Here is a 26261-nt window from a genome sequence, read left to right on the forward strand (position 1 = left end):
AGACTTCCTCCACACCTACAACCACCACCGCTGCCACACCGCACTGGGCGGCCACCCGCCCATCAGCCGAGTTAACAACCCTGCGGGTCAATACACCTAGGACGCGTCCGGCGGTGCGGCGACGGGCTCGCGGGAGAGCCAGTCGCCGTACGCGCGGACCCGGCGCCGGTGGCGGAGGGCGTCCGCGGTGAAGATCCAGCGCGGGGAGACCCGCTCGCGGGGTTCCAGGCCCTGGGCCAGCCGGTCCAGCTGGAAGCGTACGAGGGCCAGCGTGCCCGCGGCGGCGAGGCTGCGGTCCCGCCACTCCAGCCGGGGCACGGCCACCCCCGCGTCCTCGCCCGCCCGCCAGCGCTCGGGCAGGTCGGGCCGCAGCGCCAGGGCGGAGGCCATCCCGACGACGGCGACCCCGCGGGCCAGGGCCTTCTCGGCGGTGGCGCGGCGGGTGATGCCGCCGGTCAGCATCAGCGGCACCCGAGCCGTCTCCAGCAGGTACTCGGCGAGGGAGAGGAAGTACGCCTCCCGTTCCAGGGTCCGCTGGTCGGTGGTGTGGCCCATGCTGGCGGGGCTCTCGACGGTTCCTCCGGAGAGCTCGACGAGGTCCACGCCGAGGCCTTCGAGGGCCGTGAGGACCTGGGCGGCCTCCTCGGCGTCGAAGCCGCCGCGCTGGAAGTCGGCGGCGTTCAGCTTGACCCCGATCGCGAAGCCCGCCGAGACTCCGGCCCGGACGGCGCCCACGATCTCGGTGAGCAGCCGGACGCGGTTCTCCAGACCGCCGCCCCACCGGTCGGTGCGCCGGTTGACGAGCGGGGACAGGAACTGGCTGAGGAGGTAGCCGTGCGCGGCGTGGACCTGTACGCCGTGGAAGCCGGCTTCCTCGGCCCGCCGGGCGGTGAGGGCGAAACGGGCGATGGTGGCCTCGATGTCGGCCTCGGTCATGGCGGTGGGCCGGGCGAAGCGCCGGGTGTGCTTGCCGAGGCTGATCGGGACGGCGGAGGGGGCCCAGGCGGTGCCGGGCATGTCGGAGCCGACCTGGCGGCCGGGGTGGTTGATCTGCATCCAGACGCGGGCTTGGCCGGAGGTGGCGGCCTTGGCCCAGCGGCGGAAGGGCTCCAGCGGGGAGCGGGCGTCGAGGACGACGGTGCCCGGGGAGGTCAGGGCCCGCCGGTCGACCATCACGTTGCCGGTGATCACCAGTCCGGCGCCGCCGCGCGCCCACCGCGCGTACAGCCGTTCCATGCGGGCGTCCGGGAGCTGGCCGGGCTGGGCGGCGAAGCTCTCCTCCATGGCGGCTTTGGCGAGACGGTTGGGCAGGGTGGTGCCACCGGGCAGGTCGAGCGGTGCGAAAAGGTCCATCCGAGCCCCCAAGCTTGTGGCGCGGCCGTCACGCGGGGCCGCGCCACAAGATGATCGCCTCAGAGCTCGGCGAGGTCCAGTCCGGCCTGGGCCGCGGCGGCCTGGACGGTCTGCTCCAGGAGGACCGCGATGGTCATCGGGCCGACGCCGCCGGGCACCGGGGTGATCAGGGAGGCGCGGGCGGCGGCGGACTCGAAGTGGACGTCGCCGACGTTGCCCTCGTTGTATCCGGCGTCCAGGACGACCGCGCCGGGCTTGATGTCCTCGCCCCGGATGAACTCGGCCTTGCCGACCGCGGCGACCAGGACGTCCGCCTGGCGCACGATCGAGGGCAGGTCCCGGGTGCGGGAGTGGCAGTAGGTGACGGTGGCGTTCTTCTCCAGCAGCAGCATCCCGGCCGGCTTGCCCAGGATGGCGCTGCGGCCGACGACGACGGCGTGCTTGCCGGTGAGGTCCACGTCGTACTCCTCCAGCAGGCGCATGATGCCGCCGGGGGTGCAGGAGACGAAGCCGGGCAGGCCGAAGCCCATGGCGGCGAAGGAGTGCATGGTCACGCCGTCGACGTCCTTGCCGGGGGCGATGGCCTCGAAGGCGGCGCGCTCGTCGATGTGGTGCGGGACGGGGTGCTGGAGCAGGATGCCGCTGATCTCCGGGTCCTCGGAGAGGGCGGTGAGGGTGGCGACGAGCTCTTCGGTGGTGGTCGCGGCCGGAAGCTCCACGTGGCGGGAGGTGATCCCGGCCTTGGCGCAGCGGTTCTGCTTCATCTTGACGTAGGTCACGGACGCGGGGTCCTCGCCGACGAGGACGGTGGCCAGGCAGGGCGCGGTGCCGGTGCGCTCGGTGATCTTCGCCGCGAGGGCGGCGGTGCGCTCCGAGACGCGGCGGGCGAGGGCCGTGCCGTCCATGAGCTGGGCGGTGGCGGTGGGGGCAGTCGTCACGGGGTCTCCTGAACGTCGCTGCGGATCGCGGTTCGCCCAGGCGCGCGGCAGACGACGTACGGACCGTACGGACGTACGCCGGGCCGCTCCCCGGTGGTGATCCACCCGAACGCCAGTCACGGCCCGGGGCCCACTGTAGTCGACATATCCGGTGGATGACCGGGGCCCGAGCTGGGACGATCGAGACATGACACGCACTTTCGACCATCTCGTCGCCGAGGCCGAGACCGTCTCGGTGGACGGGTGGGACTTCTCCTGGCTCGACGGCCGGGCGACCGAGCAGCGGCCCTCCTGGGGCTACCAGCGGCTGCTGGGCGAGCGTCTGGCCACGGTCCGCTCGGCCCTGGACATCCAGACCGGCGGGGGCGAGGTCCTCGCCGGAGCCGGTCCGCTGCCCCCGCTGATGGCGGCCACCGAGTCCTGGCCGCCGAACATCGACAAGGCGACGCGGCTGCTGCACCCGCTGGGCGCGGTCGTGGTGGCGGACGCCGACGAGCCCCCGCTGCCCTTCGGTGACGGGGCCTTCGAGCTGGTCGCCAGCCGCCACCCGGTGACCATCTGGTGGGACGAGATCGCCCGCGTGCTGGCGCCGGGCGGTACGTACCTCTCGCAGCAGGTGGGTCCGGCGAGCGTCTTCGAGCTCGTCGAGTACTTCCTCGGCCCCCAGCCGGAGGAGGTCCGGCGCGCCCGCCACCCCGACGACGCGGTCGCCGACGCGGCCCGGGCCGGGCTGGAGGTCGTGGACCTGCGGTCCGAGCGGCTGCGTACGGAGTTCCACGACATCGGGGCCGTGATCTACTTCCTGCGGAAGGTGATCTGGATGGTGCCCGGCTTCACAGTGGCGCAGTACCGGGACCGGCTGCGCGAGCTCCACGAACGGATCGGGCGGGAGGGTCCGTTCGTCGCGCACACCGCCCGCTTCCTCATCGAGGCCCGCAAGAAGCACTGACCGGAAGGGCCGACGGATCCCGGCCCGATCGGTTGCGCGGCCACAGCGTGGCGCAGGTCACTCAATTCAGCGCGTAACGAATCGACTCGGGCAGGCGATGAACCGACAGGTGTCCTCGCGCGGCCCCGGAATACAGACCCGCTTCGGTCTGTTTCCCGAGTCCGCGCGATGATGTCCCGCCCACTCCTTATCTGTTCGCAACGAGAGGCTCCTTGTGTCGCTCAGCCCGTCCCGTACGTTCCCTCCGGAGATCGCCGAATCCGAGGCCCTGGTCGCGCTCGTCGAGCGCGGCCGCGAGCAGGGTCACATCAACGGTGACGATGTCCGCCAGGCCTTCGAGGCCGGCCGCATCCCGGTGGACCAGTGGAAGCGGGTCCTGCGCAGCCTGAACCAGGTCCTGGACGAGGAGGGTGTCGCCCTCCACGTCAGCGCCGCCCCCGCCACCAAGGCTGCTGCCAAGAAGCCCCGCAAGGCAGCTGCCGCCCCGGCCCGCACCGTGACGAAGAAGGCGGTCGCCCCGCCGCGCCCCATCGGCGCGCGCAAGGCCTCGGCCTCCGCTGCCGCCCCGGCCGCCGCCGCGGCGATATCCGCTCCGTCGGCCGCCGCGTCGGAGGAGGTGTCGGCCGAGGCCGTCGCCGAGCCCAAGAAGCGCGTGGTCAAGAAGACCGCCGCCAAGAAGGCCACGGCCACCAAGAAGACCGCCGCCTCGAAGAAGGCCGGTGCCAAGGACGCCGACGACGCCGAGAACCCGGTCGTCGAGGGCGAGGACTGGGCCGTCGAGGACCTCGCCGACGACACCGAGGAGGAGGCGCCCAAGGCGGGCGGCCAGGGCTTCGTGCTGTCCGACGAGGACGAGGACGACGCCCCGGCGCAGACGGTCATGGTGGCCGGTGCCACCGCCGACCCCGTCAAGGACTACCTGAAGCTGATCGGCAAGGTGCCGCTCCTCAACGCCGAGCAGGAGGTCGAGCTCGCCAAGCGCATCGAGGCGGGCCTGTTCTCCGAGTACAAGCTCGAAGAGGAGGAGGACCACAAGCCCGCGTTCAAGCGTGAGCTGGAGATCCTCGTCGAGGACGGCCGCCGCGCGAAGAACCACCTGCTGGAGGCCAACCTCCGTCTCGTGGTCTCCCTGGCCAAGCGCTACACCGGCCGCGGCATGCTCTTCCTGGACCTGATCCAGGAGGGCAACGTCGGTCTGATCCGCGCGGTGGAGAAGTTCGACTACACCAAGGGCTTCAAGTTCTCCACGTACGCGACCTGGTGGATCCGGCAGGCGATCACGCGTGCCATGGCCGACCAGTCGCGCACGATCCGCATCCCCGTGCACATGGTCGAGATCATCAACAAGCTCGCCCGCGTGCAGCGCCAGATGCTCCAGGACCTGGGCCGTGAGCCCACCCCGGAGGAGCTGGGCAAGGAACTCGACATGACCCCCGAGAAGGTCATCGAGGTCCAGAAGTACGGCCGTGAGCCGATCTCCCTGCACACCCCGCTGGGTGAGGAGGGCGACAGCGAGTTCGGTGACCTCATCGAGGACTCCGAGGCGGTCGTGCCGGCCGACGCCGTGTCCTTCACCTTCCTCCAGGAGCAGCTGCAGTCGATCCTGGGCACGCTCTCCGAGCGTGAGGCGGGCGTGGTCTCCATGCGCTACGGCCTCAACGACGGGCAGCCGAAGACCCTGGACGAGATCGGCCGCGTGTACGGGGTCACCCGTGAGCGCATCCGCCAGATCGAGTCCAAGACCATGTCGAAGCTGCGCCACCCGTCGCGTTCGCAGGTCCTGCGCGACTACCTGGACTGAGCCGCTCCAGGCACCGGACAGACCGGAGGCCCGCGCCGTGCGTACGGCGCGGGCCTCCGCGTTCTCCGGGTCCGGCGTTCTCCGGGTCTCCGGGTCTCCGGCTGCCGTTCTCCGGGTCTCCGGGTCTCCGGGTGTCAGTGTTCGAGGAGGTGCTTGAGCTTCTCCTCGCTGCGGGGCATCTCCTTGCGGACCCTGGGCTTCACCACGAGGGGGACCAGGCCGCGGCCGAGGCCGTGGCCCTCGAAGTCGACGGACAGGGTGACGCGGGAGCGGGTCCCGCCGTCGAGGGGCTCGATCCGGCCGCGCACGTCCGGCCGGACCGGCCCGTCGACGCCGTGGATGTGCCAGCTCCGCGGCGGGTCGAGCTCGGTGAACTCCACGGTGGTGGGGATCCTCCGCTTGCCGTACCGCCGGGTGATCGCGACCCTGGATCCGACGTGCACGGGCAGATCGCCCATGGGGACGGCGGAGACCGCGCTGTCCTGCCACTCGGGCAGGTGCGTGGGGTCCGTCACGTAGGCGAAGACGTCCTCGGGCCTGCGGTCGATGTCGATGGTCTTGCTGATCGCGGACATGGCGACCCCTTGGACCCCCCTGGCGGGTCTTTCCCTCCAAATTACTCCGCGGCCGCACCGGCCGCGCGGCTCCGGCGGGCGGCCATCAGCGCGTACACGAGGACGCCGGCGAAGAGGAACAGCACGCCCTGGTAGACGGCCGCGTAGCCGGATCCGGCGACCAGCCACATCGAGAAGGCGAAGGCCACACCGGCCAGGGCGGCGTCGCGGACCAGCCGGCCGCGCCGGACCCGCTCCGACTGGCCGGACGCCAGGAAGTACAGCTGCGCGGCGGTGGAGAGCAGGTAGGGGACGGTCGCGGTGAAGGTGGTGACCAGGACCAGGATCTCGAAGACGCCCTCGGAGCCCGCCGTGTAGTTGTAGACGGTCAGCGCGGAGGCCAGGGCGGCGGTGACGAGGACGCCGACGACCGGGACCCCGCGCTGCTTCTTCTCGAAGACCTTCGGGAAGAGCCCGTCCTTGGCGGCCGCGTACGGGGTCTGCGCGCTGAGCAGGGTCCAGCCGTTGAGGGCGCCGAGCATCGAGACGACGGCGGCGCAGGCGACCAGCGTGCCGCCCCAGCCGCCGCCGAACATCGCGTCGACGGCGTCGGTGAAGGGGGCCTGGGAGGCCACCAGCTTGTCGTGGGCGACCAGGCCGAAGACGGACAGGGTGCCGAGCAGGTACACGATGGCGGCGCCGACGGTGCCGAGGACGGTGGCGCGGCCGACGTTGCGGGCCGGGTCGCGGACCTCGCCCGCGCTGACGGCGGCGGACTCGACGCCGATGTAGCTGAAGAGCAGGATCGCGGCGGAGGCGGAGACCGCGCCGACCGGGCTCTGGTCGGTGGCCTGGAAGGGGCCGAGGTTCGCCGGGTCGAAGAAGAACAGGCCGCCGACGGCCACCAGCAGCAGCGGGACCAGCTTCAGGACGGTCGCGACCACCTGGACGGCGCCCACGTACCGGGTGCCGGCGAGGTTGGCGAGGGCGGGCAGCCACTGCACGGCCAGGGCGGCCAGGCACATGGACCACCGGTGCTCCCCCACGGCCGGGAACAGCACCGCGAGGTAGCCGACGGAGGCCACGGCCAGGGCGGCGTTCGAGACCCAGGCGGTCATCCAGTAGCTGTACGCGGCGAGGAAGCCCGCGAAGTCGCCGAACGCGGCGCGCACGTACACGTACGGGCCGCCGGTCCGCGGGTGGCGCTGGGCGAGGCGGCCGAAGACGAGGGCGAGGGCGATCGCGCCGAGGGTCAGGACGGCGAAGGCCAGGAGGCTGATGGTGCCGAAGGGCGCGACCGAGGCGGGCAGCAGGAAGATCCCGCCGCCGATGACGTTGCCCATGACGAGGCAGACGGCGACCGGGAGGCCGAAGCGGCGCGCGTGCCGGTCCTCCGGGCGGGGGGTCTGCGGGGGTGCTGCTGCCTCGGCCGGCGGGGCTGCGGTGCTGGTCATCGGTGGTGCGCCTCTGGGTGTCTCACATGGTGGGCAGGTCAACACATGGTTGACCACCGCGAAGTGGGCGCCAAATCACCGGGTTTCGTCCGGCGCGGGGACCCCTGCGGAAGGAAGGGTTCCACCCGATGCGCCCCCCGGCCGGGAATCCTCCCGCGAGCCCGGCGGGACCGGCACCTGCGGGCCGTCCGCCTCGCGGAGCCAGCGGCGCAGCACCGCGTGCACCGCTTCGGCGCCCACCAGCTCCCGGTCCGGCTCCGACAGCCCCGTCGGCCACATCAGGAACGGGTGGGCCTGCTCCCCGCCCAGCCCGCCGTGCGAGCCGATCTGCTCCTCGAAGGCGTGCACGGCTCCGGTCTCCGGGTCGTACGCCGAGTTGACCATGATGTCGGCCACGTGCGGGAAGGAGTCCGTCCGGCGCACGGCCCGCGCCGCGCACGGCCCGAAGGCGGCCAGCAGCTCCTCCGCCTCCCCCGGTACGTCCAGCCGCGCCACCGCCCCGTTCCGTCCCAGCACCTCCCCGTCCACCAGCAGGAAGCCCACCCCGGGGTGGTTGGCCAGGGTGGGCAGCAGGGCCGGGTGCGCCCGCTCGATCCGCGCCCGGGAGGCCCGCCCCGGCAGGTCCGGGAAGGAGATCAGCCCGAGGTTCCCCGAAGCCAGCACCACCGGGCCCCGGCCCGTTCCCGGACGGACCTCCTCCGCCTCCTCCTCCACGGGCCGGTGCAGCGCGGCCAGCACCGCCGCGCGGGCCTCGGCGCCGCTGCGCGTACGGCCGGCCCGGCGGGAGACGGGCAGTCCGCAGCCCGCCCGGACCAGGTCCCTGAGACTGAGGCCGTACCGGCCGAGGAAGGTCTCCCCGGGGCTCTGGCCGTGGTCCGACAGCAGCACCACGCGGTACTCCCGGGGGGCGTGCTCGACGACCCGGGCGATCAGCGCGAGGCTCCGGTCGAGGCGGGCCAGTACCCGGTCGGTGTCCCGGCCGTGCGGTCCCGAGTGGTGCGCGACCTCGTCGTAGGCCACCAGGTCCGCGTAGACGGCGGCGCGCCCCGCGAGCACGTCCCCGATCACCGCCGCGACCACCACGTCCCGTTCGACCACCGTCGCGAAGGCGCGGATCAGCGGGTACAGCCCGCCGCGCGCCACCCGGGGACGTTCTCCCCGGGCCCGTGAGCGCAGCGACTGGCCGATCTCCCGTCCCACCTCGGCGACGAAGGACAGCGCCGTGCGCACCGCGTTCGCCGGGTCGGAGAAGTACGCGAAGTAGCCCGCGCGGGAGCGGTTGGCGCGGCCCCGCCGGGCCGCGACGGACAGCACCAGCGCCAGCTGGTCGGCGCCCCCGCTGAACAGGTTGCCCCGGCTGGCGCCGTCCAGGGTGAGCAGCCCGCCGTCCCGGGTCCGCTCGACGGCCCGGCGCTGGAGTTCGGCGGCGCTCGTGGGCCGGTTGCAGACCATCACCTCGCCGGTGTCCTTCTCGTACCAGCGGAAGGCGGGGACGTCGAAGGTCGAGCCGTGCAGGATGCCGAGCTGGCTGGCTCCGGTCTGGCTGGACCAGTCCGTGTGCCAGGGCACGACCCGGTGGGTGCGCTCCAGCCAGTCGGCCACCGTGGGCATCAGCCCGTCGGCGGCCGCCCGGCGCAGCGCCTCGTACCCGACCCCGTCGAGCTGGAGGAACACCAGCCCGGGGCCGCCGCCCGGGGGCGCCCCGAAGCGGCGGCGGCGCCGGTCGGCGAGCCGGTACAGCCGGCGCCGGTACGCCTCGTCGTCGCGCACCGCGAGGGCGGTGGAGGTGGCCGAGGCCACGGCCGACATGACGGCGGCGACGACCACGGCCGTCTCGGGCGCGGCCGCCGCACCCCGCCCGGCGGGGATCAGGCTGAGGGCCATCAGCAGCAGCGAGCCGTTGAGGAAGAAGACGAGCAGCCCGAGCACGAGGGCCGGCACCAGGAGCAGGGCCCGGACGAGGAGCGGCCACACCAGCGCGCTGAGGAGGCCGAAGGCCCCGGCGCCCCAGGCGGCGGTCAGACCGGTCCGGGTGATGCTGGCTCCGTCCGCGGACTGGAGCCGGAAGTCCGGCAGGATCCCGGCCAGGACGAGCATCGTCAGGGTCGACGCCGCCCAGACGAGGACCACCCGCAGCAGTGCCCCGCCCGCGGACCGCCAGCGCCACCGCTCCCGCCACACGCCGCACCCGCCTCGCTCCCCGGTCCGCGCCCGGCCCGCGGTCCCCTCTGCCAGCGTCGCACAGGGCGGCGGGGGCGGCCGGTCGACACGGGTGGCGCACGGGAGTACGGGGCGGGGCGGCCGGGCGGCCGGCGGGTGCCGTCGCGTCAGGTGCCGTCGTAGCCGGCGGTCGGCATGGACAGCCTGCGGTGCACCTCGGCCTTCATGGCGGAGGTGTACACCGGTTCGTCGAGACCGGCGGTCTCCAGCCGTACGCCGCGCCGCGCGCACTCGGCGGTGAACTCCTCGACGGAGCGCAGCGCGCGGGCGAGGACCCGGCGGTTGGGGGCGACGAACAGGTCGACCTGTCCGGCGTCCACGTCCCGCCAGAGCCCGCAGTGGTCGGTCCGCAGCCCGTAGAAGAGCAGCTGGCGGGTGACGACGTACCCCTGCTCGGCGGCCCAGCGCGCGCACATGGCGTGCTGGCTGCGGGTGTCCACGGCGAAGGGGTCGGCGTCGAGTTCCTCGAGCGGGGCCAGGCTGGCGATCGCGGCCACGCGCAGCGCATCCATGGCGCCCGACCCTACTCCGATCCGGGCCCGGGGAGGAGGGGTGCGCCGGGTTCCGCTGCCGCGCGGGCGGGCAGGGAGACCCCTGGGGCCCGTGGTCGGACTGCCGTCGTCGCCCGCAGGGCGGCCCCGCGGCGTCCGGTGCGTGCTCTCGGCGTGCCGGGCGTCGCGGGGCGGACGGGAGTTTGACGGCAGGCCCTAGGCTCGGAGGGTCGAGGGAAGGCGGTGCGCGGGGTGCCGGTGGAGATCACCTGGTGGGGTCATGCCACGTGTGCGGTACGGGACTCGGGGGTGCGGGTGCTGACCGATCCGCTGTTCGCCCGGCGGCTGGCGCACCTGCGGCGGCGGCGCGGGGCGGTGCCCCCGCCGGAGGCGGCGGAGGCGGACGTGGTGCTGGTCTCGCACCTGCACGCCGACCATCTGCACCTGCCCTCACTGGCGCTGCTGGCGCCCGGGACCCGGCTGGTGGTGCCGCGCGGGGCGCGCCGGGCGGTGCCGGGGCTGGCGCGGCTGGCGGGGGCGCGGGGGCTGGTGGTGTCGGAGGTGGTCCCGGGCGAGGAGGTCGGCGTACGGGAGGGGGTGCGGGTGCGGGCGGTGAGCGCGCGGCACGACGGGCGGCGGCTGCCGTACGGGCCGCAGCGGGCGCCGGCGCTGGGGTACGTGGTCCAGGGCTCGGCGCGGACGTACTTCGCCGGGGACACCGGGCTGTTCGACTCGATGGCCGAGGAGGTCGGTCCGGTGGACGTGGCGCTGCTTCCGGTCGGGGGCTGGGGGCCGTACCTGGGGCCGGGGCACCTGGACGCGGGGCGGGCGGCGCGGGCGGCGGCGGAGCTGGCGCCGGCGGCGGCGGTGCCGGTGCACTACGGGACGTACTGGCCGATCGGCATGGACGCGGTGCGGCCGCACGAGTTCCACGCGCCGGGCGGGGAGTTCGCGCGGCTGGCGGGGCTCCTCGCGCCGAAGGTGGCGGTACGGGTCCCCGCGCACGGGGAGCGGGTGCGGCTGCCGTGACGCCGTGGCGGCTGGCGGCGGACGTGGTGGGGCGGGTGCCGCCGGAGACCACGCAGCAGGCGGTGGGCTACCCGGCGCTGTTCGTGCTGGTGGCGCTGGGGGCGCTGGTGCCGGTGATCCCGACGGGGGCGCTGGTGAGTTCGGCGGCGGTGGTGGCGTTCCATCAGCAGTCGCTGCCCTTCGGGGTGCTGCTGGTGTTCGCGGTGGCGGCCCTGGCGGCCTTCGCGGGGGACGTCACGCTGTACTGGCTGGGGTCGCGCGGGGTGCGTTCGCGGGGCGGCTCGCGCTGGCTGGAGTCGTTGCGGGGGCGGGCCGACCCGGAGCGGCTGGAGCGGGCGCGGCTGAAGCTGGACGAGCACGGGGTGCTGGTGCTGGTGCTGTCGCGGCTGGTCCCGGCGGGCCGGATCCCGGTGATGCTGGCGTGTCTGCTGGGCGGGCTGCCGCTGCGGCGGTTCGCACGGGGGGACGCGCCCGCGTGCCTGGCCTGGGCGGCGGCGTACGGGCTGATCGGGATCCTGGGCGGCTCGCTGTTCTCCGAGCCGTGGAAGGGCGTGGTGCTGGCGGTGGGGCTGACGCTGCTGATCAGCGTGGCGCCGGGGGTGTGGCGGCGGGTCCGGCCGGGCAGGGTCCGGCCGTGAACTCCGCCTCCTGGGACACGGTCCGCGCCCTCGCCGCCCATTTCGAAGCGTCCGCCGCCGAGCGCGGGGTGCGTCCTCCGCAGAGCCACGTCCTCCAGGTGCTGAAGATCGGCGAGGAGTTCGGCGAGGCCGCGCAGGCGGTGATCGGCGCCACGGGGAGCAACCCGCGCAAGGGGCAGTCGCACAGCTGGGACGACGTCCACGACGAGGTGTGCGACGTGATCATCACCGGCATGGTGGCGCTGGCCCGGATGCGCCCGGACGCGGCGGCCTATTTCGCGGAGCAGCTGGCGCTGAAGGCGTCCCGCTTCCTGCCGGATCAGGTCGGCTGAGACCGGGGCGGCGGCTCCTGGGGCGAGGACCGCGCTCCGGGGGCCGCGGGGGCAACCCCTGTTGCCGTTTCCGGGACGCCGGTGTGGAATGCCCGCATGGACGACCGTGCCGGAGCCCGTGACGATGCCGATGCCGACGGCGGTGCCCGCGCGGACGCGGCGTCGGCCCACCGCGCCGTCCTCGACGAGGTCGGCCCCCGGCTCAGGCGGCTGCGGGACCGGCGCGGTCTGACCCTGGCCGCGCTGTCGGAGGAGACGGGGATCTCCAAGAGCACCCTGTCCCGGCTGGAGTCGGGGCAGCGGCGGCCGAGCCTGGAGCTGCTGCTCCCGCTCGCCCGCGCCCACCGGGTGGCCCTGGACGAGCTGGTCGGGGCGCCTCCGGTGGGCGATCCGCGGGTGCGGATGACGCCCCGGGCGATGCGGCACGGCGGGACGTCCGTGGCGCTGACGCAGGGGCTGGGGCCGCTCCAGGCGTACAAGATGGTGATCCCGGACCGGGGCGCCGAGCCCGACCTGCGCACGCACGAGGGCTACGAGTGGCTGTACGTGCTGGACGGCCGGCTGCGGCTCGTCCTCGCCGGGCACGACCTCGTGCTCGGGCCCGGGGAGGCAGCCGAGTGGGACACCCGGACCCCCCACTGGTTCGGCAGTGCCGACGGGCGGCCCGTGGAGATCCTCAGCCTCTTCGGGAAGCAGGGCGAGCGCATGCACGTGGTCGCGAAGCCGAAGTCCGCCGCGCGGGGGAACGGATAAATCGCTCGCCGGTCCCCGACGGGGCCCCGTAACATCCCCATCCGAGTCGTGGTCATTACTCGGAGGGGTGGTCGGATGTGGGACCTCGCACGCTCGTGGGTCGACGGCTGGGCCGTCTCGCGGCGGACGCCGAAGCCGGTCGACGAGCCGTGGGGGCTGAGCGTCCGGGTCGGGGCGCCGAAGGAGGCGGTCCGGTACGTCCTGCTCGACGCCGGTGAGGACACGGCCCGCGGGCTCGTCGGCACGGTCACCGAGCCGGCCGTCTGCGTCAAGGCCTTCCTGGCTCCGGCCGTCATGGAGCCGTGGTTCACGCCCGCGTGGGAGGCGGTCGAGCCCTGTGCGCTGATGGCCGTCGACCTGCGGCCGTCCCTCGTGCGCGCGCCCAACGGGTACACGGTCACCACCGAGACCGCCGACGACGTCACGAGCGTCCGCGTCCTGGCCGCCGACGGCCGGCTCGCCGCGGAGGGCCGGGCCGGTCTGGCGGGCGGCGCCTGCGTCTTCGACCAGATCGGCACCGAGGAGGCCCACCGGCGCCGCGGCCTCGGGACGGTCGTGATGGGCGCGCTCACCGGCGCGGCCGTCGAGAACGGCGCGGTCACCGGCCTGCTGGGCGCGACCGTCCAGGGCCGGGCCCTGTACGAGACGCTCGGCTGGAAGGTGCTGGCCCCGCTGAGCGGTTTCGTCCACCGGCCCGCCGCCCGCTGAACCCCGTCCCGTGCGAGGGAGCCGTCCGGCCGTCCGGGCCCACGCCTCCTACGGGCCGAGGGTGCGGGAGGCGCCGATCGGCAGGTCCCAGAGGTCCTCGCGGGGCAGTCCGGCACGGGCCCAGGCGGCGCGGGCGCGGCGCAGGGGCTCCATGACGGGCTCCGCCGACAGGACGAAGGTGGCCCAGTGCATGGGGGCCATCCTGCGGGCCCCGAGGTCCAGGCAGGCCCGCACCGCCTCCTCCGGGTCGGCGTGCACGTCGCGCAGCCACCAGCGCGGGGCGTAGGCACCGATCGGCAGGAGGGCGAGGTCGATGCCGGGGTGGCGGCGGCCGATCTCGCCGAACCAGTGGCCGTAGCCGGTGTCGCCCGCGAAGTACACCGTGCGGCCGTGCGCCGGGTCGGTGAGCACCCAGCCGCCCCACAGGGTGCGACAGGTGTCCAGCAGGGAGCGCTTGGACCAGTGGTGCGCCGGGACGAACTCGAAGCGTACGCCGCCCAGTTCGGCCGATTCCCACCAGTCGAGCTCCGTCACCCGGGTGAAGCCCCGGCGGCGGCACCAGCGGGCGAGCCCGGCCGGGACGAAGAGCGCGGTGTCGCGCGGCAGCCGCCGCAGGGTCGGGGCGTCGAGGTGGTCGTAGTGGTTGTGGCTGATCACCACGGCGTCGACGGGCGGCAGTTCCTCCCACGGCACCCCGACGGGGGTCACCCGGGCCGGGGTGCCGAGGATCCGGCGGGACCAGACCGGGTCGGTGAGGACCGTCAGCCCGCCGGTCCGCAGCACCCAGCTGGCGTGCCCCGCCCAGGTGGCGGACACCGTCCCCGGGGGTGCGGCCGGCAGCGGCGCGGGGTCGTACGGCAGGTCGGGGATCCCGCTCAGCCCCTCCGGGCCGGGCCGGAAGGCGCCCTCGCGGGCCAGCCGGGCGAAGGCGCGCAGCCCGGGCAGGGGGGTGGTCAGCCGGTCCGCGAAGGAGCGCGGCCAGAGCCGGTGTTCACCGAGCGGGCGCGGTGCGCCGGGGGCGGACGCGGGCCCGGGCGGGGCGGCCGGCGGCTGCCCCGGGGCGCGGCGGGGACCGGCGGTCGTCGGCGTGGCCGCCGGGGCGGCGGCCGGCGGGGCGGCCGTCACGGGGGCGTCCGGCTGGTCCCTCATCGAGAAGTCTCCGTTCGGCGGCGGCGGGCCGGTCCGGGCCGCACGTCAGTCGGCCAGCCCTGCGAGCACCGACCCGAGCCGGTCGAGCGCGCCCCGGACCTGCGGCAGTGTCAGCGGATCCCGGGAGCCCAGTGCGGCGAGCCGCTCCTGCGGGGTGGCGCCCAGCAGGGGTCCCGTCGACAGCCGTACGCGCAGCGCGCCCAGTTCGTCGGCGAAGCGCTGTCCGCCGGGTGTCGGCACGCCCAGCCGGGCGCCGAGCCAGTCCTCCAGTTCCATCGCGTCGCCGACGCCGTGCCGGGCGAGGCCGGTGCGCAGCGGGGTGAGGTCCGCGTACAGGTGCCGCCCGGCCTGCGGGGGCCGGGCGAGGGCTCCGGCGGCCAGCAGCTCGCGGTGCGCGGCGGTGGCCACCGTGCCGTGCAGGGCGGCGGCCGCGTAGGCGCGTCCCGCGACGGCGTCGGGTTCGTCGAGGGCGTGCGCGGCGGCCACCGCGACGGGGCCGGCGACGAGTGCGCCGGTGGCGGTGAGGACGTCGAGGGTGCGGGCGCGCAGCCAGGTGCCGCTCGGGGTGCCGGGGAAGCGGACCACAGCGGCGGGCCAGCCGCCCGGCAGCAGCGCCCCGGCGAGGTCGACGAGGACGGCGGCCCGGTCGGGGAGCATCTCGGCGGGGCTCAGCACCAGGGTGTCGTGCGGCCGGTGCACGGTGTCGCGCCAGCTCTCGTCGCTGACCACGAACAGCCCGGCGGCCTCCGCCGCCTCGCACGCCTCGCGGACCAGCTCGGGCGGCGGCACGGTGGCGGTCGGGTCGTCGGCCACCGACAGGAGCAGCACGCGCGGGTCGCCGCCCTCGGCGCGTACCCGCCGTACGGTCTCCAGCAGGGCGTACGGATCGGGTACGCCGCCGCACTCCGCCGGGGTGGGCACGTGGTAGGCCCGCCGTCCCAGCAGCCGGACCTGCGGGGTCCACCAGGCGGGACAGGGCCGGGGCAGCATCACGTCGCCGCCGTACGCGCCGAGCAGGGCGAGCAGCAGGGCGGGCGCGCCGGGTCCGGCGGCCACGTTCTCGGGGGCGGTGGCGAGGCCCCGCCGGGCCCAGTGGCGGCAGGCGGCCTCGCGTACGGGCTCCCCGCCGCCCGGGGGCTCGGGGGCGGCCCGGTCGGCGGCACCGGCGAACACGGAGGTCAGCTCGGGCAGGACGGGCAGGCCGGGCTCGGGGGCGGGGGGGCCGTACCGGACGGGACCGCGCCCCTCGGGTGCCGGCCGGTGCCAGGCCCCGGCCAGTCGTTCCGTCATGCCTTCGGCCATCCCCGACACGTGCCCGCCTCCCGCCGCCGCCACCGATCGACCTGCCCTTTATACGATCATTTACGGCGATACGCCCGTCAACCGTTACGGCCCGGTCGCGCTTTCACGGCCCGGCCGGGCACTCCGCTCAGCCCTTCCTGCCGAGGAGCGCCAGCAGCCTGGTCTGCGCGTCGGCCCCGGCGGGCACCTCCAGCGGCTCCGCGTACATCCCGCTCGCGGCGAGCCCGTCGGCGTACGGCATGACCTCCTTGATCGAGAACTCGACGAGGCCGGCGGGCAGCCGGTCGTCCGCCCCGATGGCCCGCGAGAGGTCCCAGGTGTGCACGACGCAGTCCGCCGTCAGCTCCGAGCAGTACGCCGACCCGCGCGTGGGCCCGTACGAGAGCGTGACCGTCCGCTCCAGCGCGCCGGGCGCGGCGAAGGCCGCGTGTCCGGCGGCCGCGGCCCTGTCCCAGGCCGCCACCGGGTCCTCGCCCAGCAGGTCGCCGGAGAGCTCGTCGCCGACCTCCGCCACCGTGCGCCCCTCGGTGACCAGCGGCGGGATCCAGAGCTGCTCGCCGGCGACGTGGTTGACCAGGTCCCGCACGGTCCACTCCGTGCAGGGGGTGGCGGCGCCCCACTGGGAGGCGTCGACGGCCCGCACGCGCTCACCGAAGAGCCGCAGTGCCGCGGCGTGCCATTCCAGCAGCGTCTCCGGCATGGGTCTCACCGTCCTTCGCCCCGAGGTGCGCCGCCCCCTGGGGCCCACTGTCCTCGCCCCGGCACGGCCCCGCCACCGACCCGGCCGATGCCCGGTCCCCGCAAGGAGACTGTCCACATGTCAATACACCCGTCTCGTATGGCGGTCGGATCGCCTACCGTGATCACCACGCCTTCGACGACCTTCGACGACGAGGAGTCCGCCATGAACGCCGCCCACGACACCCACGAGACGGCCGTCTACACCCACGGCCACCACGAGTCCGTCCTGCGCTCGCACCGCTGGCGCACCGCCGCCAACTCGGCCGCGTACCTGACCGGCGAACTGCGCCCCGGCATGCGGGTGCTGGACGTGGGCTGCGGGCCGGGCACCATCACGGCGGACCTGGCGGACCTGGTCTCCCCCGGCGGGCACGTCACCGCCGTCGACGCGGCCGCGGACGTACTGGAGCAGGCGGCCGCGCACGCGGCGGAGCGCGGGCTGTCCGGGGCGGTCGACTTCGCCACGGCGGACGTCCACGCGCTGGAGTTCCCCGACGACTCCTTCGACGTGGTCCACGCCCACCAGGTGCTGCAGCACGTCGGCGACCCGGTGCGGGCCCTGCGGGAGATGCGCCGGGTGTGCCGGCCGGGCGGGATCGTCGCCGTACGGGACGCCGACTACGCGGCGATGACCTGGTACCCGCAGACCCCCGGCCTGGAGGAGTGGCAGAGCCTGTACCGGCGGGTCGCCCGGGCCAACGGCGGCGAACCGGACGCCGGGCGCAGGCTGCTGTCCTGGGCCCGGGCGGCCGGCTTCACCGAGGTGGCCGCGTCGGCGACCGCCTGGTGCTACGCGACGCGGGACGAGGTCTCCTGGTGGTCGTCCCTGTGGGCGGACCGCACCACCGCCTCCTCCTACGCCTCCGTCGCGACGGAGGGCGGCCAGGCCACCCCGGAGGACCTGGCCGCCGTCGCCGAGGCCTGGCACTCCTGGGGCGCGGCCCCCGACGCGTGGTTCTCCGTCCTGAACGGCGAACTGCTGTGCCGCGCCTGACCTCCGCGTGACCGGCCCAGGGCCTGTCGTCATACTGCCGTCGTCGCCCGCGGGGCAGACGGAAGTGTGACGACGGGCCCTAGGCCGGCGGGCGCATCCGGAAGTCGTACCTCGGGGGCAGCGGGCGGTCCGTCAGGGTCGCCCACACCTCGGACAGGGTCTCCTCGCCCTCCAGCAGGTCGGCGATCTCGAAGCCGTCCTCGAAGACCCGCCGGGCCGCGGCCACGTGCCCCTCGGCCGCCAGCAGCCGGGCGGCGAGCAGCCGGAAGCGGCCCTGCTCGCGCAGCGGCGGGCGCAGCCGGTCCCAGACGGCCCGCGCCGCCGCCGGCCGTCCCGCGGCGAGCAGCGCGGTCATCGCCTCCCGGCCCAGCGCGGCCTCGGCGGCCGCCCAGGGCTCGCCGGGGCGGCTCTCCGCCGCCAGGCCCTCGAAGGCCGCCGCGTAGCGGTCCGCGGCCCGCTCCGGGTTCCCGGCCAGGGCGTCGGCCGCCGCCAGGCAGCGCAGCAGCGGCCAGCGGGAGGGGGCCTGCGCCAGCCCGCGCTCCCAGCTGCGCACGGCCTGGGCCACGTCCCCCGCGTGCCACTGGGCCACCCCCAGGTGGTACTCGGTCAGCGGGTCCGCCGGGGCGGTCTCCAGCATGTCCCGCCAGTGCGCGGCGACCAGTCCGGGCCCGGGCGGGGCGTCCTGGAGCGGGGCCGGGAGGACCCCGGTGCGCCACAGCCGGAGCCAGGGTTCCTGGGCGTCGTCCAGCGTGGACTCCGGGAAGGGGGTCCCGGGCAGCTCGAAGCCCCCGCACAGCACCTCCAGCGCGCCCCAGCCGGAGCCCTCCGCCAGCCGCTCCCCCGGTTCGGCGTCGGCCTGCCCGCGCCACGCCTTGTACGCCGCGTCCAGCGCCCCGGCCGGCAGCACCGCGTCGAGCGCCGCGGAGGCGGCACCGCGCGCGGCCGCCCAGTCGGCTCCGTGCACCGCGCCGGGCTCCGCCGACAGCGGCCCGTACGCCTCCAGCCAGCTGAACTCCGCTCCGGCGTCCAGCCGTACGTGCTCCAGCTGGGTCCGGGCCAGCCCGGCCTGGATCTCGGCGTAGCCGCCCGTACCGGGCTCCGTCAGCCACTCCTGCCACCGCCGGCCGCCCGGGCCCGCCCCCCACACGAACAGCTTGCGCCCGCGCAGCAGCCCGGTGGAGGCCTGCACCAGACCGCGCCCCTCGGAGTCCAGCGCGGCGATCCAGGGCCGCTCGGCCGCCCCGTCCTCGACCTCGTAGAAGAAGTCGGCGGGGTACGTACTGCCCGGCAGGTACGTCCGGTCCGCGCCCTCCCACTCCGGCACGGGGATCCGCCGCAGCGCCCGCTCGTACCCGAAGTGCCAGGCCTCCTCGGCGGGCGCCAGCACACGCGTCCCGTCGCCCTCGGGGACCGCGGTGTTGGACCACCAGTACACGGGGGCGGGCCGCTCGTGCGGATTGCGCACGCGCACACCGGCGTACAGGAAGTCCGAGTCCGCGGGCAGCCACAGGTCCACCTGGAACGGCAGGTCGCGCAGCCGTTCCCATTCCCACAGCCGCACCATCACTCCCCCGTCCGGCGCCGGTACCAGCGCGGCGTGCAGCGGGGCGCAGGACAGCGCGGTGTGCCCGGTGGCGCCGATGTTCCACTCGATGCCGCCGGAGAACCAGGCCCCGTTGAGCGCGAAGTGGGCGGGCTGGAACACCGGGTTGCTGTACAGGAGTTCACGCCCCGTCGGCAGGTGCACGAGGGAGTGGACCCGCCCGCCGAGTCCGGGCAGCACGGTGACGCGCAGCCGCCCGTTCTCGATGACGACCGCCTCGAACTCCCGCTCCGCGCGCCGCCGTCCGTACCCGTCGCGGATCCGGACCGGCAGCAGGGAGCGCAGCGGCTCGTAGCCGATCTGCCGCGCCATGTCGGGCGGCAGTCCCCGGCGCGAGCGTTCGTCCAGCTCGTGCACGCCGTCCGGGGCGCGCAGGGCGGGAAGCGGGTTGTCGGGTCCCAAGGAGGCGGCGGGGAGGGTCAGCTGGGCACGTCGCACGGTGGTGGCCATGGGGGAATGGAACACGCGGGTGGGCCCTGTGCACAGGGGTTCCGCACATCACCACCGGTCAGGATTACGCAAAGGCCCCCACGACCAGGTCGGCAAGGAGAGCGCCCGCACGCGCGTCCGGATCCAGGTCCGGATCGTAGATCGTGACGTTGAGGCCGACACAGCGCGGCGACCGGGCCAGTTCGCCCAGCAGTCCGGCGAGTTCGTCCGGGAGCAGCCCGCCCGGGTCCGGGCTGTCCACGGCCGGCATCACGGACGGGTCCAGCACGTCGGCGTCGAGGTGGATCCAGAAACCGGCCGTCTCAGGCGGGTGCAGTCCGTCCAGCGCCGCCCGCGCCACCGCGCCGGCGCCGCGCTCGCGGATCTCCCCGACGGTGTGGGCGGCGACGCCGGCCGCGCGCAGCTCCGGCAGGTCCTCGTCACCGTCGCGCAGCCCGAAGAGCCGTACGTCCTCCTCCCGCAGGTAGGGGCGGAGCCCCTCCAGGTCGGTGAGGGAGCTCTGCCCCCGCCCGGTGGACAGCGCGAGCTCCTCGCCCCCGGCCGCCCCGACGGGCCCGTTGACGGCCTCGTTGCCGGGGTGCCGGAAGTCGGCGGAGCCGTCGATGGCGGCCAGGCCGTAGCGGCCGAGGCGGCGCATGGCGAGTGCGGCACCGAGCTGGATGGAGCAGTCACCGCCGAGGACCACGGGGAACTCCCCGGCCCGCAGGTGCCCTTCGATCCGGTCGGCGAGGGCCACGGTGTACGCGGCGATGGCATCGGCGTGGAAGACGCCGTCGCCCTCCTTCCACTCGCCCCGGTCGTAGCGGGGCGGAACGACCACCCCGCCCTCCCGGGCACCGAGCCGATGCAGCAGCCCTTGCTCGCGCAGCGCTCCGGCGAGCTTGTACACCCCGGGCACGGTTCCGGGGGTGGGCGGGCGCAGACCGAGGTTGGAGGGGGCGTCGAGGAGTACGAGGCTTCGCATACCGCCATCCTGCGCCACGCCCCGCCGTCCGCGCCGGGATTTCCGCCCTGCGGGGCCGGGACAGGTGGGCGCGGGCACCAGCCCCGGACGGCCGCCGGACGGCAACCGATGAGGAGCGCGTAGCGATCAGCCGCGCCCGGGGGCTCCGCAGGGGGCTCTGGTCACCTTCTCGCGCGGGTAGCCGCGCCCCGGCCCCCACCCCACCCCACCCCATCAACCATCCCGCCGCGTCACCGCCCACCGCTCGTGGTCGCGCCACGCCCCGTCCACGTAGAGGAACTCCGGCGAGAGCCCCTCCAGGCGGAAGCCCCGGCCGCGGACCAGGCCGATCGACGCGGTGTTGCCCGGCTGGATGTTCGCCTCCAGGCGGTGCAGGCCCAGGCCCGGCACTGGACCCGACGGCTCCGCGAAGGCGTGCGCCAGGAGCAGGTCGAAGCCCTCCCCAAACAGCCCCCGCCCGGCGGCGTGCGCGAACGCCCCGTAGCCCAGCGCCCCGCACTGGAAGGCGCCGCGGACGATGTTGTTGACGTTGACGAACCCGGCGATGGTCCCGGTGTCCAGCTCGCAGACCAGGAAGCCGCTCCCGGCCCGCTGGGCCGCGTAGGGCTCGTACTCCTCAAGGGTCGCGGGCGGGGACAGCCAGGGCCGGTGCAGCTCGCGGCTCTCGCGCACCCGGGCGGTGAACTCGGGCCCGTCGGCGGTCCGGAAGGGGCGCAGGCCGACCCGGGCGCCCGTACGGACGTACTCAACGGAGTAGGACATCGCCCCAGGTTAGGCACTGTGGCAGCATCCCGGTGTGATCATCACCAGCACCCCCGCACCCGAGCAGCTCCGCACCGCCGCCGCGCGCAACAACGCCGAGTGGTGCGCCGCCGTTTCCCGCAGCGGACACTTCCGCGACTCGCTCTGGTCCAGCCCCCGCCGCACCCCGCCCCTCTACCCCGACGCCGTGACGCTCGCCCCGGACGCCACGGCCGCCGAGGTGCTCGCCGGGATCGACACCGCCACGCCCGGCTGCTCGGTGAAGGACAGTTTCGCCGCGCTCGACCTGGCCCCGGGCGGCTTCGAGGTGCTGTTCGAGGCGCAGTGGATCCACCGCCCGGCGGGGCCCGCCGCACCGGTGGGCGGCCGGCTGGAGTGGGACGAGCTGGAGGCGCCCGGGGAGCTGGTGGCCTGGGAGACCGCCTGGGACGGCGAGGAAAGCACGGACCTGTTCCACGAAGGCCTGCTGCAACCGGGCATCGTCTTCCTCGCGGGCCGTGACGGTGCCGGGATCGCCGCCGGGGCCGTCGTCAGCGCCGGCGGCGGCGTCGTCGGCGTCTCCAACGTGTTCGCCCACGACGACGCGGACGCCGACGCCGCCTGGGCGGCGGCCCTCGACGCGGCCGCCCGGCACTGGCCTGACCTCCCGGTCGTGGGCTACGAGCACGGCGAGGACCTAGACACCGCCGTACGGGCGGGATTCGCCCCGCTCGGCCCGTTGCGCATCTGGCTGCACACCGCCTAGAAGCACCGACTCGGCCACCCACGCATGCGGCGGCGCACCACCCGGAGAACCCGCTCGGCAAGCCACGCATCCGACCACGCACAACCCGAGAAGACCGGCTGGATCTCGTATACCCTTTCGGGCGATGACGTACCAACAGGCCGACCCCACCTGGGACTCGACGCTGTCGGCGGGGGAGTTCGCGGCGGTCACCGGCGTCGGGTTCGAACCCGTCGGACAGGTGATGGGCACGGCCGTCTTCTACTTGGGCAACACCGGGGCCTGGGGCTGCCCGGGCGCCTGGGAGGCCGCCGGCGGCCCCTCGGGCCCGTCCTCGCCGTGGAGCCCCTCCCTCGTGCCGTTGACGAGGGCCGTCCACGCGGCGCGCAGGCTGGCACTGAGCCGCGCGGTGGCCGAGTGCCGCGCACTGGGCGGCGACGGGATCGTCGCGATCAAGCTGACGGAACGCGCAGTCGGTCTCGACGCGACGGAGTTCACCGTCATCGGCACCGCGGTGCGGGCGCGCTCCCGCGTCCGGCCGCGGCAGCCCTTCACCTCGCACCTCGGCGGGCAGGACTTCGCGCGGCTCCTGCGATCCGGCTGGGTCCCCACCGGGCTCGCGTTCGGCGTCTCGCTCGCGATCCGGCACAACGACTGGCACGCCTCCGGACTCATCCGCCGGTTCGCGGGCAACCAGGAGATCGACGGCCACACGCGGCTGATCGCCCACGTCCGCCAGGACGCCCGCGCCCGCCTCGCCCTGGACGCCCGCAAGCACACCGTCGGCACCAGCACCGACGGAATCGTCGTGGACGAGGTCGGGCTACGGCTGCGGAAGACCGAGTGCCCCGACTCCGGGACGGCGCGCGACCTCATCGCGGAAGCCGTCTTCGTCGGCACGTCCATCACCCGGTTCGGCCGCTCCGGGCTGCCGGCCGCGGCCGGGCCCCTGACCATCATGAGACTGGAGCGCGAGCACTGACATGACCGGGCGAACAGAACGCGTACCAGCACCGGTGCCGGCACCGGCACCGGCACCGGACGGACGGGACCTCTCCGAGGACGCGATGCGGCGTCTGGCGCAGCTCCGGCCGGAGGGCGACGAGGGCTCCATGTTCACCTCGGACCTGACGGTGAACGAGTTCCTCCTCGTGCGCGAGGCCGGCTTCCGCCCCCTCGGTCTGGTCCTCGGCTGCTCCGTCTACCACGTCGGCTTCCAGATCGGCCGCTGGTCGAAGAACCAGGAGCTCACCAAGCTGTCCCAGGCCATGTACGACGCCCGCGAACTCGCGATGAGCCGGATGGAGGCCGAGGCGAGCGCGCTGGGGGCGGACGGGATCGTGGGAGTGCGGCTTGACGTCGAGTTCAAGGAATTCGGCTCGGACATAGCGGAGTTCATCGCGGTGGGCACGGCCGTCAAGGCGGACGGTGCCGATCCGGGACCGGCCGGGACCTGGCTCAACAACAAGGGCAAGCCGTTCACCTCGGACCTCTCCGGCCAGGAGTTCTGGACGCTGGTCCGCGCCGGGTACGCCCCGCTGGACCTGGTCATGGGCTCCTGCGTCTACCACGTGGCGCACCAGGGCTTCGTGCAGGCGCTGGGCAACACGGGCCGCAACGTCGAGATCGAGCCGTTCACCCAGGCCCTGTACGACGCCCGCGAGCTGGCGATGAGCCGGATGCAGGCGGAGGGCAGGGCCCTGGGTGCCGAGGGGATCGTGGCGGTGCGGCTGAAGCAGCACTCGCACGGCTGGGGGTCGCACACCACCGAGTTCTTCGCCATCGGGACGGCGGTACGGCCGCTGCGCGAGGACCACGTCATCGAACGGCCGACCATGGTGCTGGGCCTCGATGACTGACGGGAAGGGGCCTGCTCCGGTGGACGTGGCACTGCTGGCCGCCGCGCTGCGCCGGGACAGCGCCGACCTGGAGCTCTACGCCGGTGTGCTGTCCGCGAGCCTCGCCGACTCGCTGCCGCCCGGCGCCGTCCGGGTCAGCCGCAGGCGTTCAGTGGCACGACGGCTGTCCGGGCGGGAGGGGCCGGTCGACGGACTGGACGTCGCCCTCGGCGAGCAGCGTCTGTCCCTGCGCACGGACCGGGGCCGGACCACCGGCGAGATCTGCCACGAGGTCCGGGGGATCGTCCTCTCGCGGCGGCAGGTGGGGCTGGACGAGTGGATCGGCGTGCTGGCCGGGGCCCTCGCGGACGCCGCGGCCTCGAACACCCGCGCCCGCGAGGCCCTCGAACGGTTCCTCACGTAGGGGCCACCCGGCGTGTCCCGGCGGCCGCCGCCCTCACCCCTCACTCTCCACCCCTGACCCGCTCCCCCTTCCCTCACCCCCTACTCCGTACGCAGTTCCACCCGGGGCACATCACCGCGCTCGATGCCGAATACCTGGGTATACAGCGACAGTTCCGCCTCCAGGGCCCGCACCATCGTCTCCGCGCGGCGGAAGCCGTGGCCTTCGCCCTCGAAGGTGAGGTACGCGTGCGGGACCGCCGGCTCGCGGCCGCGCAGGGCGGCCAGCAGCCGTTCGGCCTGTGCGGGCGGGCAGACGGGGTCGTCGAGGCCCTGGAGCAGCACGAAGGGGGCGGTGATGCGGTCGGCGCGGGCCACCGGGGAGCGTTCGCGGCAGCGCAGCGCGAGGGTGGCCGGGGGGCCGGCCAGGCCGTCGGTGTAGTGCGACTCCAGGTCGTGGGTCTCGGCGGCGAAGCCCCTCAGGTCGAGCACCGGGTAGATGATCGCGGCGCAGGCGTACAGGTCGGTGGAGGCCAGGGAGGCGGCCGCCGTCCAGCCGCCGGCGCTGCCGCCGCGGATCGCGAGCCGGGCGGGGTCGGCGGTGCCCTCGGCGGCCAGGGCCCGGGCCACCGCCGCGCAGTCCTCGACGTCCACCACGCCCCACTGCTCGCGCAGCCGTTCGCGGTAGGCCCGGCCGTAGCCGGTGGACCCGCCGTAGTTCACCTCGACGACGCCGATGCCGCGCGAGGTGAAGTAGGCGATGTGCAGGTCCAGTACGGGAGGCACGTGCTCGGTGGGGCCGCCGTGCGCCCACACCACGTACGGGGGCAGTTCGTCGGCGGGCGCCCGCAGGTCCGGGTGGTGCGGCGGGTAGACGTGGGCGTGGATGTCCCGGCCGCCGGGGCCGGGGAAGGTGCGGGTCTGCGGCTCCGGGTAGTACGCCGGGTCCACCGGGTCGGCGGCCGGGGCGCCGACGACCCGGGCGTGGCCGGTGGCGGTGTCCAGTTCGACGACCTCGTACGCGCTGCGCGGGCTGGCCGCGACCCCGTAGACGCGGGTGCCGCTGACGGCGAGGGCCGGCTGCCAGGACGTCCAGGGGCCGGCGGCGTCCACGAGGTCGCCGGTGTCGGGGTCCAGGACGCCGAGGACGCAGGAGCCCAGCCCGTGCAGGACGGCCACCGGCCCTTCCGGCAGCGGGGCCAGCCAGGTCAGGCCGGGCTTCCAGAGGGCGCCGCCGAACTCCTCCTCGCGGGGGCACAGGTTGACCGGCGCCCCGCCGTCCGGGTCCACCCGGTACGGGTTCCACCAGCCGCTGCGGTCGCTCACGGCGAGCAGGGTCCCGTCGGCCGCCCACGCCACCTGGGCCACGGCCTCCTCGGGCCCGCCCAGCACGGTGCGGGGCTCGCCGAGCGTCCCGTCGGGCCGTACGGCGGCGAGCTGGAGTTCCGTACCGTCCCAGGGCATCCGGGGGTGGTCCCAGACCAGCCAGGCCGCGCTCCGCCCGTCGGGGGAGGGCTTCGGGCCGGTGCGGAAGCGGTGCCGGTCGTCGGTGAGCTCCCGTACGGCGGCACGGTCCCCGGCGGCGGAGCCGTCCAGCGGTACGGCGGCCGCGACGCGGCGGACGTCTCCCGGCGCGGGGCCGGTGAACTCCTCCAGCACGCACCAGACCTCGCCGTCGCGCAGCACGGGATCGGCCCAGCGCAGGCCGCCGCCGACGGCCGAGACGGGGGTGAGGGGGCGCGGCCCGGGGCTGCCGGGGGCGTCGGGTTCGTACGCGTACAGCCGCTGGTCGGGGTGGTGGACGAAGACCACCAGCGGCCCCCGGGGGCCCTGTTCGGCGCCCGCCCAGGGCAGGCCCCCGTACTCGGTGAGGCGGCTGCGCACGTTCCACGGGGCGGGCAGCACCGGCCGGGCGGCGGAGCCGTCGGCGGGGCGGCGCACCAGGGTGCGGCGGCCGCCTTCCTCGGGGCGGGGCTCGGTCCACCACACCTCGGAGCCGACGGTGCCCACGTATTCGGGCCGGCCGTCGTGCGCGGCGGCGTGCGCGGCGGCGAGCGGGGAGGGCCAGCTGCCGTAGGGTCCGCCGGCGGCGGCCGCCATCACCGGGCCCCC

The 26261-nt window shown here is 75.0% G+C and carries 25 protein-coding genes, 1 pseudogene and 1 riboswitch; of the genes and pseudogenes, 13 read left to right on the top strand and 13 right to left on the bottom strand.

The genetic code is table 11. The features are described 5' to 3' along the window. Window positions 1-100 (top strand): annotated as a pseudogene (locus AC069X_RS18820) (IS481 family transposase); the annotation flags it as partial. Here AC069X_RS18820 and AC069X_RS18825 read toward each other — a convergent pair. After that, on the bottom strand, window positions 97-1353 hold the full coding sequence (locus tag AC069X_RS18825; protein WP_478729710.1) for an NADH:flavin oxidoreductase/NADH oxidase family protein: 1257 nt from the start codon (window positions 1351-1353) through the stop codon (window positions 97-99). The pseudogene AC069X_RS18820 and the gene AC069X_RS18825 overlap by 4 nt on opposite strands. A 59-nt stretch (window positions 1354-1412) precedes the next feature. Continuing rightward, the gene (locus AC069X_RS18830; RefSeq protein ID WP_478729898.1) at window positions 1413-2258 is read right to left on the bottom strand and encodes a bifunctional 5,10-methylenetetrahydrofolate dehydrogenase/5,10-methenyltetrahydrofolate cyclohydrolase; all 846 of its coding nucleotides are present in this window, start codon (window positions 2256-2258) and stop codon (window positions 1413-1415) included. 60 nt (window positions 2259-2318) lie between these two features. Beyond that, a riboswitch (ZMP/ZTP riboswitch) is annotated at window positions 2319-2421 on the bottom strand. A 57-nt stretch (window positions 2422-2478) separates the two neighbouring features. Here AC069X_RS18830 and AC069X_RS18835 point away from each other — a divergent pair. Next, entirely contained in the window at window positions 2479-3240 is a 762-nt protein-coding gene (locus AC069X_RS18835; protein WP_478729711.1) for a methyltransferase domain-containing protein, read from the top strand. A 214-nt stretch (window positions 3241-3454) separates the two neighbouring features. Next, window positions 3455-5041 carry an RNA polymerase sigma factor gene (locus AC069X_RS18840; RefSeq protein ID WP_478729712.1) on the top strand — a complete coding sequence of 529 codons (1587 nt, stop codon included), beginning with the start codon at window positions 3455-3457 and terminating at the stop codon, window positions 5039-5041. A gap of 134 nt (window positions 5042-5175) precedes the next feature. Here AC069X_RS18840 and AC069X_RS18845 read toward each other — a convergent pair whose 3' ends face one another. The 4 genes from AC069X_RS18845 to AC069X_RS18860 form a co-directional block, all read right to left on the bottom strand. Further along, entirely contained in the window at window positions 5176-5616 is a 441-nt protein-coding gene (locus AC069X_RS18845; protein WP_478729713.1) for an SRPBCC family protein, read from the bottom strand. 41 nt (window positions 5617-5657) lie between these two features. Next, window positions 5658-7049 carry an amino acid permease gene (locus AC069X_RS18850; protein WP_478729714.1) on the bottom strand — a complete coding sequence of 464 codons (1392 nt, stop codon included), beginning with the start codon at window positions 7047-7049 and terminating at the stop codon, window positions 5658-5660. 75 nt (window positions 7050-7124) lie between these two features. Then, window positions 7125-9230 carry a phage holin family protein gene (locus AC069X_RS18855; RefSeq protein WP_478729715.1) on the bottom strand — a complete coding sequence of 702 codons (2106 nt, stop codon included), beginning with the start codon at window positions 9228-9230 and terminating at the stop codon, window positions 7125-7127. A gap of 146 nt (window positions 9231-9376) precedes the next feature. Continuing rightward, a complete protein-coding gene (locus AC069X_RS18860; protein WP_478729716.1) occupies window positions 9377-9781 on the bottom strand; it encodes a hypothetical protein in 405 nt (134 codons plus the stop codon). Window positions 9782-10012: 231 nt separating this feature from the next. Between AC069X_RS18860 and AC069X_RS18865 the strand changes: the two genes are divergently transcribed. The 5 genes from AC069X_RS18865 (at window position 10013) to AC069X_RS18885 (ending at window position 13220) form a co-directional block, all read left to right on the top strand. Beyond that, on the top strand, window positions 10013-10789 hold the full coding sequence (locus AC069X_RS18865) for an MBL fold metallo-hydrolase (RefSeq protein ID WP_478729717.1): 777 nt from the start codon (window positions 10013-10015) through the stop codon (window positions 10787-10789). Further along, the gene (locus tag AC069X_RS18870) at window positions 10786-11427 is read left to right on the top strand and encodes a DedA family protein (protein ID WP_478729718.1); all 642 of its coding nucleotides are present in this window, start codon (window positions 10786-10788) and stop codon (window positions 11425-11427) included. The genes AC069X_RS18865 and AC069X_RS18870 overlap by 4 nt, the downstream gene beginning before the upstream one ends. Continuing rightward, window positions 11424-11759: a MazG-like family protein gene (locus tag AC069X_RS18875; protein ID WP_478729719.1), complete on the top strand. Its 336-nt coding sequence runs from the start codon at window positions 11424-11426 to the stop codon at window positions 11757-11759. The genes AC069X_RS18870 and AC069X_RS18875 overlap by 4 nt, the downstream gene beginning before the upstream one ends. A gap of 96 nt (window positions 11760-11855) precedes the next feature. Next, a complete protein-coding gene (locus tag AC069X_RS18880; RefSeq protein WP_478729720.1) occupies window positions 11856-12512 on the top strand; it encodes a helix-turn-helix domain-containing protein in 657 nt (218 codons plus the stop codon). Window positions 12513-12587: 75 nt separating this feature from the next. Further along, window positions 12588-13220 carry a GNAT family N-acetyltransferase gene (locus AC069X_RS18885; RefSeq protein ID WP_478729721.1) on the top strand — a complete coding sequence of 211 codons (633 nt, stop codon included), beginning with the start codon at window positions 12588-12590 and terminating at the stop codon, window positions 13218-13220. A 48-nt stretch (window positions 13221-13268) separates the two neighbouring features. Here the strand turns inward: AC069X_RS18885 and AC069X_RS18890 are convergent, their stop codons facing one another. From AC069X_RS18890 to AC069X_RS18900, 3 genes are all read right to left on the bottom strand, one after another. Beyond that, the gene (locus AC069X_RS18890) at window positions 13269-14369 is read right to left on the bottom strand and encodes an MBL fold metallo-hydrolase (protein WP_478729722.1); all 1101 of its coding nucleotides are present in this window, start codon (window positions 14367-14369) and stop codon (window positions 13269-13271) included. 45 nt (window positions 14370-14414) lie between these two features. Then, window positions 14415-15659 carry an aminotransferase class I/II-fold pyridoxal phosphate-dependent enzyme gene (locus AC069X_RS18895; RefSeq protein WP_478729723.1) on the bottom strand — a complete coding sequence of 415 codons (1245 nt, stop codon included), beginning with the start codon at window positions 15657-15659 and terminating at the stop codon, window positions 14415-14417. A 139-nt stretch (window positions 15660-15798) separates the two neighbouring features. Beyond that, window positions 15799-16371, bottom strand: a complete 573-nt coding sequence (locus AC069X_RS18900; protein ID WP_478729724.1) for a TIGR03086 family metal-binding protein — start codon at window positions 16369-16371, stop codon at window positions 15799-15801. 204 nt (window positions 16372-16575) lie between these two features. On the opposite strand from AC069X_RS18900, the gene AC069X_RS18905 reads away from it, so the two are divergent. Beyond that, window positions 16576-17406 carry a methyltransferase domain-containing protein gene (locus tag AC069X_RS18905; RefSeq protein ID WP_478729899.1) on the top strand — a complete coding sequence of 277 codons (831 nt, stop codon included), beginning with the start codon at window positions 16576-16578 and terminating at the stop codon, window positions 17404-17406. Between the two features lie 79 nt (window positions 17407-17485). Here AC069X_RS18905 and AC069X_RS18910 read toward each other — a convergent pair whose 3' ends face one another. The 3 genes from AC069X_RS18910 to AC069X_RS18920 form a co-directional block, all read right to left on the bottom strand. Then, window positions 17486-19459: a DUF5107 domain-containing protein gene (locus AC069X_RS18910; protein WP_478729725.1), complete on the bottom strand. Its 1974-nt coding sequence runs from the start codon at window positions 19457-19459 to the stop codon at window positions 17486-17488. A gap of 64 nt (window positions 19460-19523) precedes the next feature. Next, complete coding sequence (locus AC069X_RS18915) at window positions 19524-20423, bottom strand: arginase family protein (RefSeq protein ID WP_478729726.1); 900 nt, start codon at window positions 20421-20423, stop codon at window positions 19524-19526. 213 nt (window positions 20424-20636) lie between these two features. Continuing rightward, on the bottom strand, window positions 20637-21185 hold the full coding sequence (locus AC069X_RS18920) for a GNAT family N-acetyltransferase (RefSeq protein WP_478729727.1): 549 nt from the start codon (window positions 21183-21185) through the stop codon (window positions 20637-20639). A 40-nt stretch (window positions 21186-21225) separates the two neighbouring features. Here AC069X_RS18920 and AC069X_RS18925 point away from each other — a divergent pair, with 40 nt between their 5' ends. The 4 genes from AC069X_RS18925 (at window position 21226) to AC069X_RS18940 (ending at window position 24171) form a co-directional block, all read left to right on the top strand. Next, window positions 21226-21930 (top strand): hypothetical protein, encoded by a 705-nt coding sequence (locus tag AC069X_RS18925; protein ID WP_478729900.1) that lies wholly within the window; start codon window positions 21226-21228, stop codon window positions 21928-21930. A 124-nt stretch (window positions 21931-22054) separates the two neighbouring features. Further along, the gene (locus tag AC069X_RS18930) at window positions 22055-22891 is read left to right on the top strand and encodes a heavy metal-binding domain-containing protein (protein ID WP_478729728.1); all 837 of its coding nucleotides are present in this window, start codon (window positions 22055-22057) and stop codon (window positions 22889-22891) included. A 1-nt stretch (window position 22892) separates the two neighbouring features. Continuing rightward, the gene (locus AC069X_RS18935; RefSeq protein WP_478729729.1) at window positions 22893-23768 is read left to right on the top strand and encodes a heavy metal-binding domain-containing protein; all 876 of its coding nucleotides are present in this window, start codon (window positions 22893-22895) and stop codon (window positions 23766-23768) included. Then, window positions 23761-24171, top strand: coding sequence for a hypothetical protein (locus AC069X_RS18940; protein ID WP_478729730.1), 411 nt, complete (start codon window positions 23761-23763; stop codon window positions 24169-24171). Before AC069X_RS18935 ends, AC069X_RS18940 begins: the two co-directional genes overlap by 8 nt. Before the next feature lie 80 nt (window positions 24172-24251). Here AC069X_RS18940 and AC069X_RS18945 read toward each other — a convergent pair whose 3' ends face one another. Further along, the gene (locus AC069X_RS18945; RefSeq protein WP_478729731.1) at window positions 24252-26249 is read right to left on the bottom strand and encodes a prolyl oligopeptidase family serine peptidase; all 1998 of its coding nucleotides are present in this window, start codon (window positions 26247-26249) and stop codon (window positions 24252-24254) included. Window positions 26250-26261 lie beyond the last annotated feature (12 nt).

The organism is Streptomyces sp. NPDC043896 (assembly GCF_056435605.1).